The sequence below is a fragment of the Legionella taurinensis genome, from assembly GCF_900452865.1.
Lineage (GTDB): Bacteria > Pseudomonadota > Gammaproteobacteria > Legionellales > Legionellaceae > Legionella_C > Legionella_C taurinensis.
On sequence record NZ_UGOZ01000001.1, the window covers coordinates 2,961,308 to 2,975,547 of the forward strand.

Sequence of the window (14,240 nt, forward strand, 5' to 3'; positions counted from 1 at the left end):
CGAATGGTTCCTGCCTTTTGAAAAATTGACGCCAGCGGTAACCCTTTTTTGTCACAGGAAGAAAAAAAGGCTTTTAATCGCCCACCCCCATGAAATAGACTAACTTAAGAATCACCCAGTCAATCCGCCTATGAAAAAACGCCTGGTTTGGAATTTTGAAATTGACCCTACGCATGCCGAGCAATTCCCAACCCTCGTGCCTGCCGCCAAAGAATCCCTGCGTTGGGAAGCACGTTATTTCTGGACGGAAAATGACATTGCAGTCCTTAACGGCTTAAGCGATTATTATCTTGATTTAACCCGCTATGAGAGCAAACACAGAGAAGACACCTATCACCTGCTTCTTCCCTTTGATTTCAATATTAAAGTCAGGCGGGGCGAACTTCTGTACAAGCCGTTACTCGACCAAACCCCGCTGTTACTGGGGTTTGGTAAAAAAATACCCCTCCATGAACAACCTTCTGAGGCGGTTTTACCCGGAACCGACGGGCTTTCAGCTCGGCAACTGCTGGAATTAATTGAAAAAGGGTCCCAGCTCATCACCGTAGAAAAGGATGCGCTCATTCATCAGTTGACCCATGAGCCAACCATTAAACTGGAATTGTCGCGGCTTAAACTCGGTTCCCGCATTTTTTTTAGCGCCTGCCTGGAAGGGCGGTCGCAGGCCCTGGTTCAAGCCCTTGCGCGGCATCTTTTCCCCGATCTCAAGCCTTGCGATTACGTGCGCTTTCTGAAACAGCAGGTTGACCATGATTAGTACTCTCCTGGCGTTGATGGCAAGTTTCGGCAAAATTGGCTTTATCTCACTGGGCGGCGGTAATTCCATGCTGAAGTTGATTGAATACGAGGCTGTCGTCTACCGGCATTGGATTAGTCCCGAAGAATTTGTAAACATGGTCGGTACGACCTTTTTATTCCCCGGCTTAACGGCCGTGAAATTGTCCGCGGTCATCGGCTACAAAGCCGCCGGCTTCTGGGGACTCATCCTGGCCGTTGTCAGCATTAATTTACCGGGTTTGATTTTAGCCGTACTGGGTTACCGCTTTTTAAGCAACAGCACCAGTGTCATGGCTCATAAAATCATGGTTTCGGTTCAGTATGGGGCCCTGGCCTTGCTGGCCGCTGCGTCGTTTTCGGTGGCTCAGGGGGTAGTGAGTATGTATTATTCTCTTTCCATCAGTATTGCGACGGTGTTGTTTTTCATTGCCCTGGTTTATTTGCAGTTATCGCCGTTTTGGGGATTTATTGCCTTTATCGGCATTTGCTTTTTTATAGTAAGATAAACAGGCGAGAAATTTGCTTGTATTGGAATGAGGCCATCTTAATGGAGGAGATCGGTGTGAGCGAATCTCTGGACAATCCGGAATATTACATCAATCGCGAGTTCACTGCCCTGGCATTCAATGAACGGGTTTTACAACTGGCTAAAAACGAACGCGTCCCCTTGCTGGAACGCATGCGTTTTTTGTGCATATGCAGCAGTAATCTCGATGAGTTTTTTGAAATTCGTGTCGCCGGTCTGAAAGAAAAAATCGCCCTGTCGTCACGCAAACCCAATATTGACGGGTTAACGGCCGATGATGTATTTAATCATTTAAGCCGCAAAGCCCATCTGCTGAGCGATGAACTTTATGAGATTTTCAATCGCGAACTGATGCCGGCGCTGCGCAGAGAAAACATTTATTTCCTCGGAATTGATGAGTGGAGCGACGACATTCAGTTGTGGGCCAAGCATTATTTTAAAAATGAAATTCTGCCCATCGTCAGCCCCATTGCACTGGATCTGGCGCATCCGTTTCCGCGTTTATTTAACAAGAGCCTCAATTTCATTATCGCTTTGCAGGGCCGGGACGCATTCGATCGCAGCATCGATTACGCGGTGGTTCACGCACCCCGTTCTCTGCCGCGCATGATTCACCTGCCTTCCGAACTCTGTACTTCAGGCGGCAGTTACTTTGTTTACCTTTCATCCATTATCCAAACGCACATTCACAGTCTGTTTCCGGGCATGGAAATCAATGGCTGTTATCCTTTTCGTTTAACACGAAACAGTGATTTATTTTTGCGCGAAGAAGAAATTGAAGATCTGGCAGTCGCTGTACAGCGTGAATTATTCTCCCGCCACTACGGTCATGTGGTCCGGCTTGAAATCGACAAAAAATGCCCCCCGCACATCGTGGATTTTCTTCTGCAGAAACACCACCTTCACCATGAAGACAGTTATTACTGCGATGGGCCGGTTAATTTGCAGCGCTATGCCAGCGTCATCAATCAAATCGATCGACCCGACTTGAATTATCCGCCGCTGCATGTCCAATACCCGACGTTTCTCACCCATAAGCGCAACCTGTTTAACGTCCTGGATGAGCAGGACATCCTTCTGCACCATCCCTTCCAGAGTTTTGATGTGGTCATTGATTTTGTGCGCCAGGCCGCGGCCGATCCGAATGTGCTGGCCATTAAACAAACCTTGTACCGCACTCGCTCCGATTCCATCATGGTTAAAGCCCTGATTGAAGCGGCGCGCTCAGGCAAAGAAGTGACTGCCGTCGTTGAATTGCGAGCCCGCTTCGATGAAGAATCAAACCTTAAACTAGCGAACCGCCTGCATGAGGCAGGGGTGCTGGTTCTGTATGGCGTAATGGGCTATAAAACCCATGCCAAAATGACGCTGGTGGTCAGACGAACGCACGGCAAGCTGAAGCGCTATGTGCATCTCGGCACAGGAAATTACCATGAGCAGACTGCAAAACGCTACACCGATTTAGGCTTGTTAACCAGCGAGTCCACCATTACCGCCGACACGCAGATTATTTTCCAGCAACTGACCGGTTTGGGTAAAACGGTCAAGCTCAAAGCCTTGTGCCACTCACCGTTTACACTGCAGAAAAACCTGTTGCAATTGATTGAGGATTGCGCTGTCACCGCCAAAGAAGGCAAAGAAGCTGAAATTATTATCAAGGTGAATGGCCTGACCGACAAGGTCATGATCAAAGCGCTTTACCTTGCCTCTCAGGCAGGAGTAAAAATTACGTTGCTGGTGCGAAGCCTCTGCTGCCTTAAACCGGGAATACCCGGCATCTCCGACAATATTCGCGTCATCTCCATTGTCGGGCGCTTTCTTGAGCACCATCGCATTTATTATTTCCGCAAACAGGAAGAGGAATTTTATTTCTGCTCCAGTGCAGACTTGATGGAGCGCAATCTTTATAACCGCATCGAAATCATGTTTCCTATTCTCGATGAGGATTGCCAGCGGCGCATAAAAAATGAAATTTTTAGAAATTACCTGAAGGACAATCGCAATGCCTGGGAAATGCAGGCAGACGGCAGTTACAAAGCCTTAACCCATGGCGCTTACAGCGCTCAGGAAAAATTAATTGACCTGTATTCTCATAGCATTGAATAGCGGTTACACCAGCAGGGTTTTGTGTTTTTTCCCCGCCTCTTCTCTGGCCAGACGCGGAACCAGATAACCTGGAAGCAGCGCTTGCAATTGATGATAAATGGCCAGAGCCTCGTCATCGTGGATATCAAAATGCGCGGCGCCCTTGACCTTATCGAGCACGTGCAGGTAATAAGGCAGGATTTTACAATCGAACAAGCGCTCGCTCAAGGCGGCAAGGACGTCTGGTTTGTCATTAATGCCCTTGAGCAGAACCGATTGATTGAGCAACTGGCAACCAGCCTGATGCAGGGCAAGACAGGCTTTCGCGACCGATTCGTCTATCTCTTGGGGATGATTGCAGTGCATAACAATGACTTTGCGCAAACGTGAAGCCTTCAATTGCGCTAATAACGCCGCATTGATGCGCTCCGGCAGGACGACGGGTATGCGGGTATGAAACCGCACCGTGCGTACATGGTCTATCTCACCCAGTGCCGTAAGCAATTCGCCCATAACCAAGTCCGCCGCCATCAACGGATCGCCGCCGCTCAATATCACTTCATGAATGGCTGAATCCTCACGGATATAGTCTACGACACGTCGCCAGCCTTCACGGCCCGGATTGTTATCCTGATAGGGGAAATGACGGCGAAAACAATAGCGGCAATTGACAGCACATGCACCGGTCAATGTTAACAGCACGCGGCCCTGGTATTTATGAATTAAACCCTGCAGCGGATTGGCAGCTGTCTCCGCCAGTGGATCGACGCTGTAGCCTAAGGTCTCATGCAGTTCCTGTTCCACAGCCAATACCTGAAGCAGCAAGGGATCAGTCGGGTTTCCCGCCTGCATCCGCCTGGCAAAACCGCGCGGGACACGGGTCTTAAATTGCTGCTCCGCCCCATCGCTGCCCAGCGTGTGGGGCAGGGAAAGGTAATCCAGCAACGCCTCTTTTGTGGCAAAACCTTGTGCCAGAATTTTTTGCCAGCTCACAGAAGCATCTCGCATTAATTGTACAAAATTGGTAAACTGCGTGAACTTTAGCGAAATTACGACAAAATCTCAACTGTGGAGAACGAATGGCTATTTACGGCAGTAATGATTTAAAAAATGGTTTGAAGGTCATGGTGGACGGCTCGCCCTGCAACATTGTTGAGTGCGAGTTCGTCAAACCCGGCAAAGGCCAGGCTTTTACCCGCATCAAAATCCGCAATTTAAAAACCGGCCGCGTCGTCGAGCGCACCTTGAAATCAAACGAGACGTTATCCTCTGCCGATGTCACCGATGTAGAAATGCAATACCTTTATAATGATGGCGAACAATGGCATTTCATGGTACCAGACAACTTTGAACAATATGCCATCAGCACCGACACCTTGGCAGACTCCGCTCAATGGTTAAAAGAACAGGATATCTGCATTGTGACTCTGTGGAATAACGAACCCATTCAGGTCACACCGCCGAACTTTGTTATTCTGGCCATCACCGAAACCGACCCTGGCTTAAAAGGCGATACGTCTGGCGGCGGCGGTAAACCCGCGACGCTGGAAACGGGCGCTGTGGTCCGTGTTCCGCTGTTTGTCCAAACCGGTGAACTGATTAAAGTGGATACGCGTAAAGGCGAATACGTTTCTCGCGCCAAAGAGTAATGGCGCCTGGTGCGGGAGTCTTCCCGCGCTCCCCTTTCTTTAATTCTTTCAATTTATCTGCTAAGTCTTTTATTTTTATCGATTTTTTGACCCTATTGAACAAAAAAAATTCATGTGTTAGCCTAGCCTCTTTTATTTATCAGGCAGAGCATCATTATGGTTTATTATTTTGGCACCCCGGATCAGGTTAAAGCCGATGAAGCTTACGTCAGCGGTAATTACCATGAGGCGCTGACCCATTACCACCGCGCACTCGAAACCCTAAACCGGTATGCGGCCCAACCCCATTTTCATCCGCCTTCTGCATTTTATGATGCGTTGTGCTATGTCAATGTTGAAATTGCCCACACGCAGTGCATGATCATCCAGACGTCTATCGATGACGGTCGTTTTTCACAGCAGGAAACAGAGACGCTCTGGCAGCAAATCCGGGGAAAAATTCCTGAAATTATCCAGGTGTTTGAACGAATCAGAAATCACAGTCACATCAAATGCGATCAGGCATTCATTAACAACCTCTTAAGTCTGGCTTCCGAAACCTGTGAAAAAATCAGCGATGAACTGCTTGATTTACAGGACAATCAAGAATTTCTACCCGCTCGATTAGCACTGCTGCAGGCAGGCAAGTCCTGGATAAGGGAAGCCATACACTACCGTCATCAGGCGGGTTTGAGCTCAATTGACCAACACTTAAGCTATTTAAATGCATTGGAATCACTCTTTAAGCTGGATCCAAACCCTGAAACCATGAACGAAATGCTTTCTTATACGGAAAGCAGCCAGCTGCTCACCACAGCATTACCCGCCACGCTGGAACTGGAAGTGTGTTACTATCGCGCACTGGCGGCCTTTGAATTGCGAAAAGACGATTGCGGCCTGTTTATGGCCCGCTGTCAGCGCCTTATTGATGGACTCGATCCGTCTGCCAGTGAGTTGCTCGTGGTGGACGATACCAACGCGCTGATTAAACGCTACAGGAACCCATTGCCTTCCCCAGACCCCCATGATTATGCAGATGATCACCTCGATTCCGATAGCATGGATGACTCTGCATTCGAGGAGCCTCCCATGGACGATGACTCGAACGTCATGCCCACCCCACCTCAGCCAGACATCGTGCCTCCAACCAGGCCGGCTGCCGCAGCCACCAGCCCCTTGACCGCTGGCCCGTCGCCGCTGCCCACGAATTCCAGCCCATGGTTATTTTTTCAACCGCCTGTCGAACATACCGGAACGATGAACGTTGTGACCGCCATGAGGGCGATTACTGATCAGGCAAAAAATGAGAAATTTTTTGCCAATATCCTGTCGGTGGCAGGGGATTATTTCTATCAACATTGCCAGTTTAAATTTAAAAATCGCCTATTGATGGCCAATGATTTGTATACTGCTGCCTTGTCGATTGATCCGAACCACGTCGTGGCCAGAGCCAATCAAAAGCAAATTCAACGTTTCCCCGAAATACGGGATAATCATCGTTTTGCCATGAGAGGGACTCGACAGCAGGACCCGAGAAGCTTCTTTATTCAGGCAATTGAAGACATCGGCTTGCAACTGGAAGTGCTCACCCCCCAAAGAATACAGGACATTCTTGCCGAGATGATTCAATCCGTTGCGGCGACAATTGAAGCAAAAAACATTGCCGGCTCCTCATCCCACCAGGTCGCTGAGACGTTAAGGAATCACTTTAACCAGGCCGATCAGTCCATTTCTCATTCCGCCTATTAAGGGCTCTTGTTGCCGCCGCAGGAAATTACCACCTGCGGCCAAATAAACCGACCCCATAAGAGCTACCATAGTAACCGCCATAAAGGGAGCGATTACCGTACCAGTAACTGTTTCTCCAGGTCACACCAGGATAGTAGGAACTGTAGTAGCTTCCCCAATAGGGTCGATAACCATAATAACCAACGGAGTAGACATAATCGCTATTGTAACCGGGTGAATACGTGCTACTGGTCACCGTGCAACTGGAGAGCATGAAGGCGGACAAAGAAAGACTGCTTAGTAGAATTAGTTTTTTCATGACGTTGTCCTTGTCTTAGACGTGTATAAAGTATACGACAAGAACAAATTATTAACAAATTGAGGTCTTATTTCTCACTAAGATTCAAACCAATGATGGAGAGGCAAATCAGGCTGATGCAGGTGAGACGCAGCAGCGACGTCGACTCGCCAAAAAAATAAATACCATAAATGACCGTGCCAACCGACCCGATCCCGGTCCAAACTGCATACGCTGTTCCCAGGGGAAGTGATTTGAGGGCATAGGAAAGAAAGAAAAAACTGACAGCCATGCCTGCACCGGTCAGGAGCGAAGGATATAATCGCGAGAAACCCTCCGTGTATTTGAGGCAAATGGCCCAGAAAATTTCAAAAAAGCCAGCCAGAAACAGCGCTATCCATGCCATCATTGCTTTCCATGGTAAAACGATAAAGAGTATAGGAATTTAAAAAAAGAAGAAAGATCCTCGCGATACAGGTAACGACTTTCCTGAGTTCTGAGCCGCAACTGCTCTTACTGTGGCGATCTATGAAGGACTTTAGGTTTCCTTAATTCACAAGGACGCACACCGCTCTTCAAAACCAATCTCCGTATTCGAAATTTGATTTAGGTTCAGCCAGGGCAGTCATCACCTATATGTCTAATATAATAGACCATTAAGCGCCGGTTGTGCATAATTTATACAAAATTACTTTTGGAAAGGGGCTGGTTTTGTAGTTTCCGGTTGTTTTTTTTATTTTTTTTCAGTGATTGCTCATTGATTGCATCGATGGGGGCGGGGCCCTGAAAGCCATGATCATTTTCCAGACGCTCTTCCTCTTCGTCATTGGTGAGGGGAATTGCTGCCGGATGAGTATTCCCTTTCCCTGAATGTTTAAACGTTGACATCGTACCACTCCTTTGCTGTGACGAAAAAGCAAAAACCACCCGAGGGTGGTTGTTTGCTGTCGGTAACTAAGCGAAATTCTCATTTCGTTACTACCCACATTCTAAGTATAGTAAGGGATAACTATTTTTGCCATTTTTTTGATAAACGACATTTGAAAATGTGAAGAAAAATTTTTAAATATCAATCGATTGATTCATGTAAAAAATTTTATGAAAAATATTAACCATTTGCATAATACTTTCATATGTTCTATGGTTACTTAAGCTTACTTCAATTTTGGACAAGCAATGATAAGGAGAATTATCATGGATCATAATCAACAATCCGGGAAAAACCAAACCCCGGGCAATATGGGGAAAAATCAAACTCAAACCCAGGGGCAAGGCCAAAAACAAGCGGGCATTAATCAAAAACCCGGTCAAAATCAAACGGTTAAAGGCGGCCAAGGCCAATCCACACAATCTCAAAATCTAGGTAAAGGCAACACCCAAAATCAGGAAAAGGTTAGTCAGGGGCGCAATAATATTGATGACCCCATGCGACGCTAATCGCTAAATCCACTTAAAATTCTGCCAGTTTTCTGGCAGAATTATTTTGATTTTATGATTAAAAAACCTCTCGATTTATTGGCGAATTTTAGTCGCGAAAATTATCAAACTGCAGCGGGATTTTAATGTCAGATTTTTTCAATAAGGCAATTATTTCCTGTAAATCATCGCGTTTTTTCCCTGTGACCCGCACCTTATCCCCCTGAATAGACGTTTGTACTTTTGCTTTACTGTCCTTAATGATTTTAACGATTTCCTTGGCCATGGGTTGATCAATTCCCTGTTTAAACGTCATCGTCAGAGAGAAGGTTTTTCCGCTGTGTACCGGTTTGTCTTCCATGTCCACACCGGACGCATCGACACCGCGTTTGCTGCAATGAGTACGAAATAAATCTTCAAGTTGTCTGACCTGAAAATCTGATTCTGATTTTAATGTGACAGTCATTTCTTTTAATTCAATGCTGGACTCCACCCCGCGAAAATCAAAGCGCGTCCCCATTTCCCGTACCGCATTATCAACAGCATTTTTAAGCTCAACTTCATTAATTTCGGAAACAATATCAAATGACGGCATAATGGACCTGCAACAGTTAAAATAACGTGGACTTACGATTGTAACGAAAAAAAGCAAGCAGTGAAATTGCAGAGGGGTTACTGGTTGAACCCAGGGAAATCCTGTATAATTTTACAGCATTATTGCCTCCCATCTGAAACAGGGGCAGATTTTTTTAATGGCAAAATGGTAATATGCCGGCACTCGTTGCTTTAACTCCAACAGGTAGGATTATGAATTCGTTTGTTATTATTGCTTTCTATAAATTCACCCACATCGCCAACCCAGAACAATTGCGTGAAATTCTTCTTTCGAAATTAATTGAACTGGATATCAAGGGCACCCTTATCCTGGCAAACGAAGGAATCAACGGCAGCTTCAGCGGCACCCGGGAGCAAGTGGATACGTTTATTGACTACCTTAGCTCCTACCCTGAATTTAAAGGCATTCATTTCAAGGAAAATTACGACAGCAGCAACCCCTTCGACAAGTCCAAGGTCAAGTTACGCAAAGAAATTGTTTCCATGGGCGTGGCCAACGTCGATGCACAAACCCATGCCGGTGAATACGTGAAACCGGAAGAGTGGAATGCCCTTATTGACGATGACAATGTGCTGGTCATCGATACCCGCAACGACTATGAAATTGAATTAGGCACGTTCAAGCGGGCCATTAATCCTAAAACGGTTAATTTCCGCGATTTCCCAGACTACGTGGAAAAAAACCTGCTTGAAAATAAAGATAAAAAAATAGCCATGTTCTGTACCGGCGGGATACGCTGTGAAAAATCCACCGCTTACTTAAAACAACTCGGCTTTGAAAAGGTGTATCACCTGGAAGGCGGAATTCTTAATTACCTTGAAAAAATCCCCGAACACGAATCCTTATGGCAAGGGAGTTGTTTCGTTTTTGATAATCGCGTCGCCGTTGATCAGTCGCTCGCTTCTCTGCAAAAGGGCACCATTGATCTCGAGTGGAAAAACAAACACCGTCAAAAAAGCCTTGATGACATGATCGAGTCTTAATTCATTGCGAGAACTGCATTGAACATGCCCACTGCCATTCGTTTCGTTAAAATTCCACTCATTGTCAGCGTCGCCACGCTGATTGCATGGGAAAACAGGGTTGATTACTCATCAAACCTGTCTTATGTCGCCAGAATCATGACCATGGATGATGTTTTTGTTTCCAGTACACCGCGATCACCGGCCATGCAACATCCTCTGCTCGTGCACGCTGCTTTTCTTTTCATCATCTTTTGGGAATGCTGTATCGCGCTATTGGGTTGGATGGGCAGCGTCCAGGCTTTGCGTAAACTAAAGCAGAGCTCATCCCTGATCAATGACTTGACGATAACCGCCACCCGGGGCTTTATGCTGTTACTAAGGATGCATGCAGAGTAATATGGATACATTAAAGAAAGCCGCGGCAATTTATCTTGCCAAACCCGAATACCACAAGGAGTTGGCAGAAGAACTTGGCCAGGATAGCCTGACGATTGGAGACCTGTTCTTCTCGCCGCGTCAGTCGCAGACTGTCTGCTTTGCAAAAGACAGTTGGCTCAATCCTCAATTCGTTGAATTTGAATCCATTTCCCAAGCGGCCGCTGCATTAAAAAATGCGGGCAAGTTCTGGTACCTTCATCCCTTAACGCATGTTCGACGCGGGCGCTTAATCGAAGAAAAATTACGCAAAACACCATCCCTGCTGCGTCATTTTCCACTAACACACGATCTGCCGCCAGTGAATGTCTTTTTTCTTCTCGATAAGAATACCCTGGTGTACAGCACGGAGCGAACGAATCCATGGCCGGACGGCGACTGTTTATTCATTGAAGACAAGGTCAATCCACCCAATCGGGCTTATTTAAAATTATGGGAAGCCCTGACCCTGCTTAACCATTATCCCAAAGCAGGGGAAAAAGCCCTTGATTTGGGAGCCTCACCCGGCGGCTGGACCTTTGTCATGCAAAGTCTGGGCGCCAGCGTCACGGCGGTTGACAAAGCACCGTTGGCTGATCCAATCGCACGCTTGCCGCGCGTTCATTTCCTAAAGCAAAGTGCTTTCGCACTTCATCCCGATAAACTGACGGAACCCTATGACTGGGTGCTGTCCGACGTGGCCTGCTATCCCGAGCGGGCTTTCCGATTGATCAAACAATGGATAGCTTCAGGAAAAGCGAAGCAATTGATTTTTACCATTAAACTGCAGGGGGAAACGGATCTGCAAATCCTCAGGGAATTGCAAAACATTCCCAATTCCCGGGTTTTAAATCTGTTTCATAACAAGCATGAAGCCACCTTTTTCCATCCCTTTCCGGGTTAGGTCGCCGGTTGTAATTTGACTCGGGCTAGACGCGTACTCAAAATATTAATCATTAAACCGCAAATAACCAGCAAGCCGGCTGCCACTTTCCAAAGCTCAAAGGGCTCACCTAATACAATGATTGAACTGAAAACGCCGACGACGGGTACTAATAACGTATAGGGAACCACCATACCGACCGGGTAACGGCTTATTAGCCAGTTCCATACCCCATAGCCCACCCAGGTGGAGATGTACACAATGTAAAGCAGAGAACCAATGCCCAGCCAGTTGATATGGTGGTAGGTGTAAACCATGCTCGCCGGCCCTTCCAGCAGGAGGGATAAAAGCAGCATGGGGATACTGGCTACAAAGCTGCCCCAAACCACCACCGCCATCATATTGACGCCTTGAAATTTTTTGGTAATCAGATTGCCAATACCCCAGGTGGCGGCAGCAGCAAGAATGAACAGGAATCCGGTTAAGGTGATGTGGCTATCCAGATGCAAGGCGACAAGGCCGATGCCGGCAAATGAAACGATGGCTCCCATGATCTGCAACAGATGAGGCTGCTCTTTTAAAAAAACCACGGCAAAGAACAGGCTGAAAAAAACCTGCACCTGAATAATCAGCGAAGCCATTCCGGGAGTCATGCCGGCATGCATGCCCAAAAACAACAAAGAAAACTGCAGGGCAAACATCACCAGACCATAGGAGGCAATTAAGGTAAACGGGACCTTCGGCGGTTTAATAAAAAAAACAGCCGGCAGGCTTGCCAGCACAAAGCGCAGGGCGCAGAGCAGCAAGGGGGACATTTCATCCAGGGCGAATTTAACAAAAAGGAAGTTAACACCCCAGACAAGCACCACAACCAGGGCTAATAACACATGGGCAAAAGGCATAATGGAAAACCGCTTGAAACAATACCCGTTATTTTAACTTAAAAAGACCATTATTTTTTAAAACCAGGTGAAAAAATAGTGTTAAGTTTAAAAATCAAACAAGCTGGCTGCCTGCAAAAGCCTGCAGCCCGCAAGACAGCGGCTTAATTGCAGCGTCTTTCTATCCAGCATTCATCATAATAATTATCGCAAACCTCATACTCCTGGCAGCGTGGAACATAATAATTTTCCACTGGCACATTGATAATGACATTGGGTACAGGAGGACCCCAGTAAGGGCCTGGATCGTAATAATAAGCGCGCGGCCCATAGCCGGGGTGATAATGGGTATTGCCGCCATACCAGCCCACACCAACGCTTACCGCTGACCAGGCCTGGCAATTAAAACTGGCAAGGAGGCTTACGAGAAACAAGCCAATACAAGCTGCATTGCCTTTACGTGTAGTCATTTTATTATCCTTGGGTAATGATTATTCATTTTGAACGTGGAGAACAACAGAGTCACTCGGTTGGAGGTTATTTTAAATTTGTACAACTTGTTCCGCAATTACCTTTGAAAAATTATTTTTACCTCGTTTCAATTCATTTGACGGTTAATCGTCTTGCTAACTGCCGTCGTTATTCGCAAAATGCTGGTCACCCAATTCAACCCATCAGGCTGTTGCATGAAATTGAAACTTGATAAATTCTTAGACTTTTTTAAGAAGAAAAAACCTAAACCCAAAGCCTTTTCCGCGGACAATACCCCCAACCGATTGAGTCTGCTTGAGGCGAACACCCCGGCTGAAAAAGCGGATAACCGCCCAAAAATCCAGACTTTCTCAGAAAAGCAACCACATTTATACAGCGTCACTGCCGTTCGTATTACGTCCGGGTGCCTGGGGGTCAAAATAGCGTTTGAAGTCAAATCGGAAGCCTTGTCTAAAGTGTATTTTCGCCTGACTCAAACCAAAATACCCCTGAAATGCAATAAACATAACGAAGCCTATCATCTGGCTTTAACCTTGTCGCAAAATCGCTTCATTCAAATTGTCAGTAACGATGTGTATGACATTCTGACGAGCCTTAAAATTTTATCCCCTGACTACCTGAGTCCTGAACTGTTACAGCAAGTTGCCCAACATTTTCCTGCCATGCCTGGCGAGGTTGATCTCTACAGCTTCATAGCCCCACCCCCGTTAGACGAAGCGCCTGAGCCGCCGCAGGCAGGGAATACTACTCCCCTTCAGACCGACACCCATTCCTCTGGCTTTTTTATCGTGCGCCCTGTAAAACAAGCACCCACAGCGCCAGAAAATCAGCCCTTGAAATACCAATAAGCAGAATCATCTGCCCTTAACTATACTGAGAGAAACTGCTGCGTTACCCTGACCATCGATAAGGAAGAGAAATGAAAGGGACCAGTCAAATCACTCTCTCAGTGTGTTTTATTGCCTTGCTCAACCTGCCTGCCTTCGCCTCAAACCCAGACGAAACGCTTCATTATGGTCGCGCGTATGAAGGCGGCGTGGTTGCCTGCCTGCAGAGCAACGGGGATCTTTATAACCTTATCGCCGCAAACAAAGACAACAGTGATGGCATCAGTTGGGGGGGACAGGGAATTGCCATTGGCCCTTCCGCCCAAAGCGAAACGGATGGTTTGGCGAATAGCCAGGCAATTAGAGAAAAATTAGGTGATGACTCCAGTTACGCTGCGAAACTCTGTCTTGATTATGAAGTCGATGCGGCAGGCAATACTCCCTGCAAGGACGATAAACCCTGTTACCGTGACTGGTTTCTGCCCGCTAAAAAGCAACTGCACTGTCTTTATAAGCATCACAAGGAAATCGGTGGTTTTGCGAAGGACTATTACTGGAGTTCTAGCGAATTTGCAGGTTATCCCGAATACAGTGCCTGGGATCTTTATTTTTCAGACCAGGCTCACCATGATTCGGGCGAAGATGATTTTGAGAGAGTGCGTTGCGTACGCTATTTTACTCCCCCAAAATCCTGATTTTTCAAG

The 14,240-nt window shown here is 46.8% G+C and carries 17 protein-coding genes; 11 read left to right on the plus strand and 6 right to left on the minus strand.

The features are described 5' to 3' along the window. Positions 1-130: 130 nt before the first annotated feature. From DYE45_RS13605 to ppk1, 3 genes are read left to right on the plus strand one after another with little or no spacing between them, the layout of a single operon-like run. Positions 131-757: a hypothetical protein gene (locus DYE45_RS13605; protein ID WP_108290780.1), complete on the plus strand. Its 627-nt coding sequence runs from the start codon at positions 131-133 to the stop codon at positions 755-757. Continuing rightward, positions 750-1,283 (plus strand): chromate transporter, encoded by a 534-nt coding sequence (locus DYE45_RS13610; RefSeq protein WP_108290782.1) that lies wholly within the window; start codon positions 750-752, stop codon positions 1,281-1,283. Before DYE45_RS13605 ends, DYE45_RS13610 begins: the two co-directional genes overlap by 8 nt. Positions 1,284-1,339: 56 nt before the next feature. Next, entirely contained in the window at positions 1,340-3,409 is a 2,070-nt protein-coding gene (gene ppk1, locus DYE45_RS13615; RefSeq protein ID WP_174703693.1) for a polyphosphate kinase 1, read from the plus strand. Positions 3,410-3,412: 3 nt separating this feature from the next. On the opposite strand, the gene epmB is transcribed toward ppk1, so the two are convergent. Further along, positions 3,413-4,396 carry an EF-P beta-lysylation protein EpmB gene (epmB, locus tag DYE45_RS13620; protein ID WP_108290786.1) on the minus strand — a complete coding sequence of 328 codons (984 nt, stop codon included), beginning with the start codon at positions 4,394-4,396 and terminating at the stop codon, positions 3,413-3,415. A gap of 71 nt (positions 4,397-4,467) precedes the next feature. Here epmB and efp point away from each other — a divergent pair, with 71 nt between their 5' ends. Both efp and DYE45_RS13630 read left to right on the plus strand, forming a co-directional pair. Then, positions 4,468-5,037 carry an elongation factor P gene (gene efp / locus DYE45_RS13625; RefSeq protein ID WP_108290788.1) on the plus strand — a complete coding sequence of 190 codons (570 nt, stop codon included), beginning with the start codon at positions 4,468-4,470 and terminating at the stop codon, positions 5,035-5,037. A 156-nt stretch (positions 5,038-5,193) separates the two neighbouring features. Next, the gene (locus DYE45_RS13630) at positions 5,194-6,765 is read left to right on the plus strand and encodes a hypothetical protein (protein ID WP_108290790.1); all 1,572 of its coding nucleotides are present in this window, start codon (positions 5,194-5,196) and stop codon (positions 6,763-6,765) included. Between the two features lie 365 nt (positions 6,766-7,130). On the opposite strand, the gene sugE is transcribed toward DYE45_RS13630, so the two are convergent. Further along, positions 7,131-7,451 (minus strand): quaternary ammonium compound efflux SMR transporter SugE, encoded by a 321-nt coding sequence (gene sugE / locus DYE45_RS13640; RefSeq protein WP_278043087.1) that lies wholly within the window; start codon positions 7,449-7,451, stop codon positions 7,131-7,133. A gap of 269 nt (positions 7,452-7,720) precedes the next feature. After that, on the minus strand, positions 7,721-7,930 hold the full coding sequence (locus DYE45_RS13645; protein WP_108290796.1) for a hypothetical protein: 210 nt from the start codon (positions 7,928-7,930) through the stop codon (positions 7,721-7,723). 306 nt (positions 7,931-8,236) lie between these two features. Here DYE45_RS13645 and DYE45_RS13650 point away from each other — a divergent pair, with 306 nt between their 5' ends. Continuing rightward, entirely contained in the window at positions 8,237-8,479 is a 243-nt protein-coding gene (locus DYE45_RS13650; RefSeq protein ID WP_115301003.1) for a hypothetical protein, read from the plus strand. Between the two features lie 88 nt (positions 8,480-8,567). Here DYE45_RS13650 and DYE45_RS13655 read toward each other — a convergent pair whose 3' ends face one another. Continuing rightward, a complete protein-coding gene (locus DYE45_RS13655) occupies positions 8,568-9,053 on the minus strand; it encodes a YajQ family cyclic di-GMP-binding protein (protein WP_108290800.1) in 486 nt (161 codons plus the stop codon). 212 nt (positions 9,054-9,265) lie between these two features. Between DYE45_RS13655 and trhO the strand changes: the two genes are divergently transcribed. The 3 genes from trhO to DYE45_RS13670 are packed head-to-tail and all read left to right on the plus strand — an operon-like array spanning position 9,266 to position 11,357. Continuing rightward, positions 9,266-10,057, plus strand: a complete 792-nt coding sequence (gene trhO / locus DYE45_RS13660) for an oxygen-dependent tRNA uridine(34) hydroxylase TrhO (protein WP_108290802.1) — start codon at positions 9,266-9,268, stop codon at positions 10,055-10,057. 24 nt (positions 10,058-10,081) lie between these two features. Continuing rightward, entirely contained in the window at positions 10,082-10,435 is a 354-nt protein-coding gene (locus DYE45_RS13665) for a DUF2165 family protein (protein ID WP_108290804.1), read from the plus strand. 1 nt (position 10,436) lies between these two features. After that, complete coding sequence (locus tag DYE45_RS13670; RefSeq protein WP_108290806.1) at positions 10,437-11,357, plus strand: SAM-dependent methyltransferase; 921 nt, start codon at positions 10,437-10,439, stop codon at positions 11,355-11,357. Here the strand turns inward: DYE45_RS13670 and DYE45_RS13675 are convergent. Both DYE45_RS13675 and DYE45_RS13680 read right to left on the minus strand, forming a co-directional pair. Beyond that, positions 11,354-12,238: an EamA family transporter gene (locus DYE45_RS13675; RefSeq protein WP_108290808.1), complete on the minus strand. Its 885-nt coding sequence runs from the start codon at positions 12,236-12,238 to the stop codon at positions 11,354-11,356. The two genes, DYE45_RS13670 and DYE45_RS13675, sit on opposite strands and share 4 nt — an antisense overlap. A 143-nt stretch (positions 12,239-12,381) precedes the next feature. Further along, a complete protein-coding gene (locus tag DYE45_RS13680; RefSeq protein ID WP_108290810.1) occupies positions 12,382-12,687 on the minus strand; it encodes a hypothetical protein in 306 nt (101 codons plus the stop codon). A 216-nt stretch (positions 12,688-12,903) separates the two neighbouring features. On the opposite strand from DYE45_RS13680, the gene DYE45_RS13690 reads away from it, so the two are divergent. Together DYE45_RS13690 and DYE45_RS13695 are read left to right on the plus strand one after the other, a co-directional pair. Next, entirely contained in the window at positions 12,904-13,557 is a 654-nt protein-coding gene (locus DYE45_RS13690; RefSeq protein ID WP_115301004.1) for a hypothetical protein, read from the plus strand. A gap of 71 nt (positions 13,558-13,628) precedes the next feature. Next, a complete protein-coding gene (locus tag DYE45_RS13695; protein ID WP_108290816.1) occupies positions 13,629-14,231 on the plus strand; it encodes an Lcl C-terminal domain-containing protein in 603 nt (200 codons plus the stop codon). The last annotated feature ends 9 nt before the right edge of the window (positions 14,232-14,240 follow it).

Bases quoted from the DNA above. Each gene is read 5' to 3' on its own strand.
- DYE45_RS13605 (WP_108290780.1), top strand. From the start codon at position 131: ATGAAAAAACGCCTGGTTTGGAATTTTGAAATTGACCCTACGCATGCC.
- DYE45_RS13610 (WP_108290782.1), top strand. From the start codon at position 750: ATGATTAGTACTCTCCTGGCGTTGATGGCAAGTTTCGGCAAAATTGGC.
- epmB (WP_108290786.1), bottom strand. From the start codon at position 4,396: ATGCGAGATGCTTCTGTGAGCTGGCAAAAAATTCTGGCACAAGGTTTT.
- efp (WP_108290788.1), top strand. From the start codon at position 4,468: ATGGCTATTTACGGCAGTAATGATTTAAAAAATGGTTTGAAGGTCATG.
- DYE45_RS13630 (WP_108290790.1), top strand. From the start codon at position 5,194: ATGGTTTATTATTTTGGCACCCCGGATCAGGTTAAAGCCGATGAAGCT.
- sugE (WP_278043087.1), bottom strand. From the start codon at position 7,451: ATGATGGCATGGATAGCGCTGTTTCTGGCTGGCTTTTTTGAAATTTTC.
- DYE45_RS13645 (WP_108290796.1), bottom strand. From the start codon at position 7,930: ATGTCAACGTTTAAACATTCAGGGAAAGGGAATACTCATCCGGCAGCA.
- DYE45_RS13650 (WP_115301003.1), top strand. From the start codon at position 8,237: ATGGATCATAATCAACAATCCGGGAAAAACCAAACCCCGGGCAATATG.
- DYE45_RS13655 (WP_108290800.1), bottom strand. From the start codon at position 9,053: ATGCCGTCATTTGATATTGTTTCCGAAATTAATGAAGTTGAGCTTAAA.
- trhO (WP_108290802.1), top strand. From the start codon at position 9,266: ATGAATTCGTTTGTTATTATTGCTTTCTATAAATTCACCCACATCGCC.
- DYE45_RS13665 (WP_108290804.1), top strand. From the start codon at position 10,082: ATGCCCACTGCCATTCGTTTCGTTAAAATTCCACTCATTGTCAGCGTC.
- DYE45_RS13670 (WP_108290806.1), top strand. From the start codon at position 10,437: ATGGATACATTAAAGAAAGCCGCGGCAATTTATCTTGCCAAACCCGAA.
- DYE45_RS13675 (WP_108290808.1), bottom strand. From the start codon at position 12,238: ATGCCTTTTGCCCATGTGTTATTAGCCCTGGTTGTGGTGCTTGTCTGG.
- DYE45_RS13680 (WP_108290810.1), bottom strand. From the start codon at position 12,687: ATGACTACACGTAAAGGCAATGCAGCTTGTATTGGCTTGTTTCTCGTA.
- DYE45_RS13690 (WP_115301004.1), top strand. From the start codon at position 12,904: ATGAAATTGAAACTTGATAAATTCTTAGACTTTTTTAAGAAGAAAAAA.
- DYE45_RS13695 (WP_108290816.1), top strand. From the start codon at position 13,629: ATGAAAGGGACCAGTCAAATCACTCTCTCAGTGTGTTTTATTGCCTTG.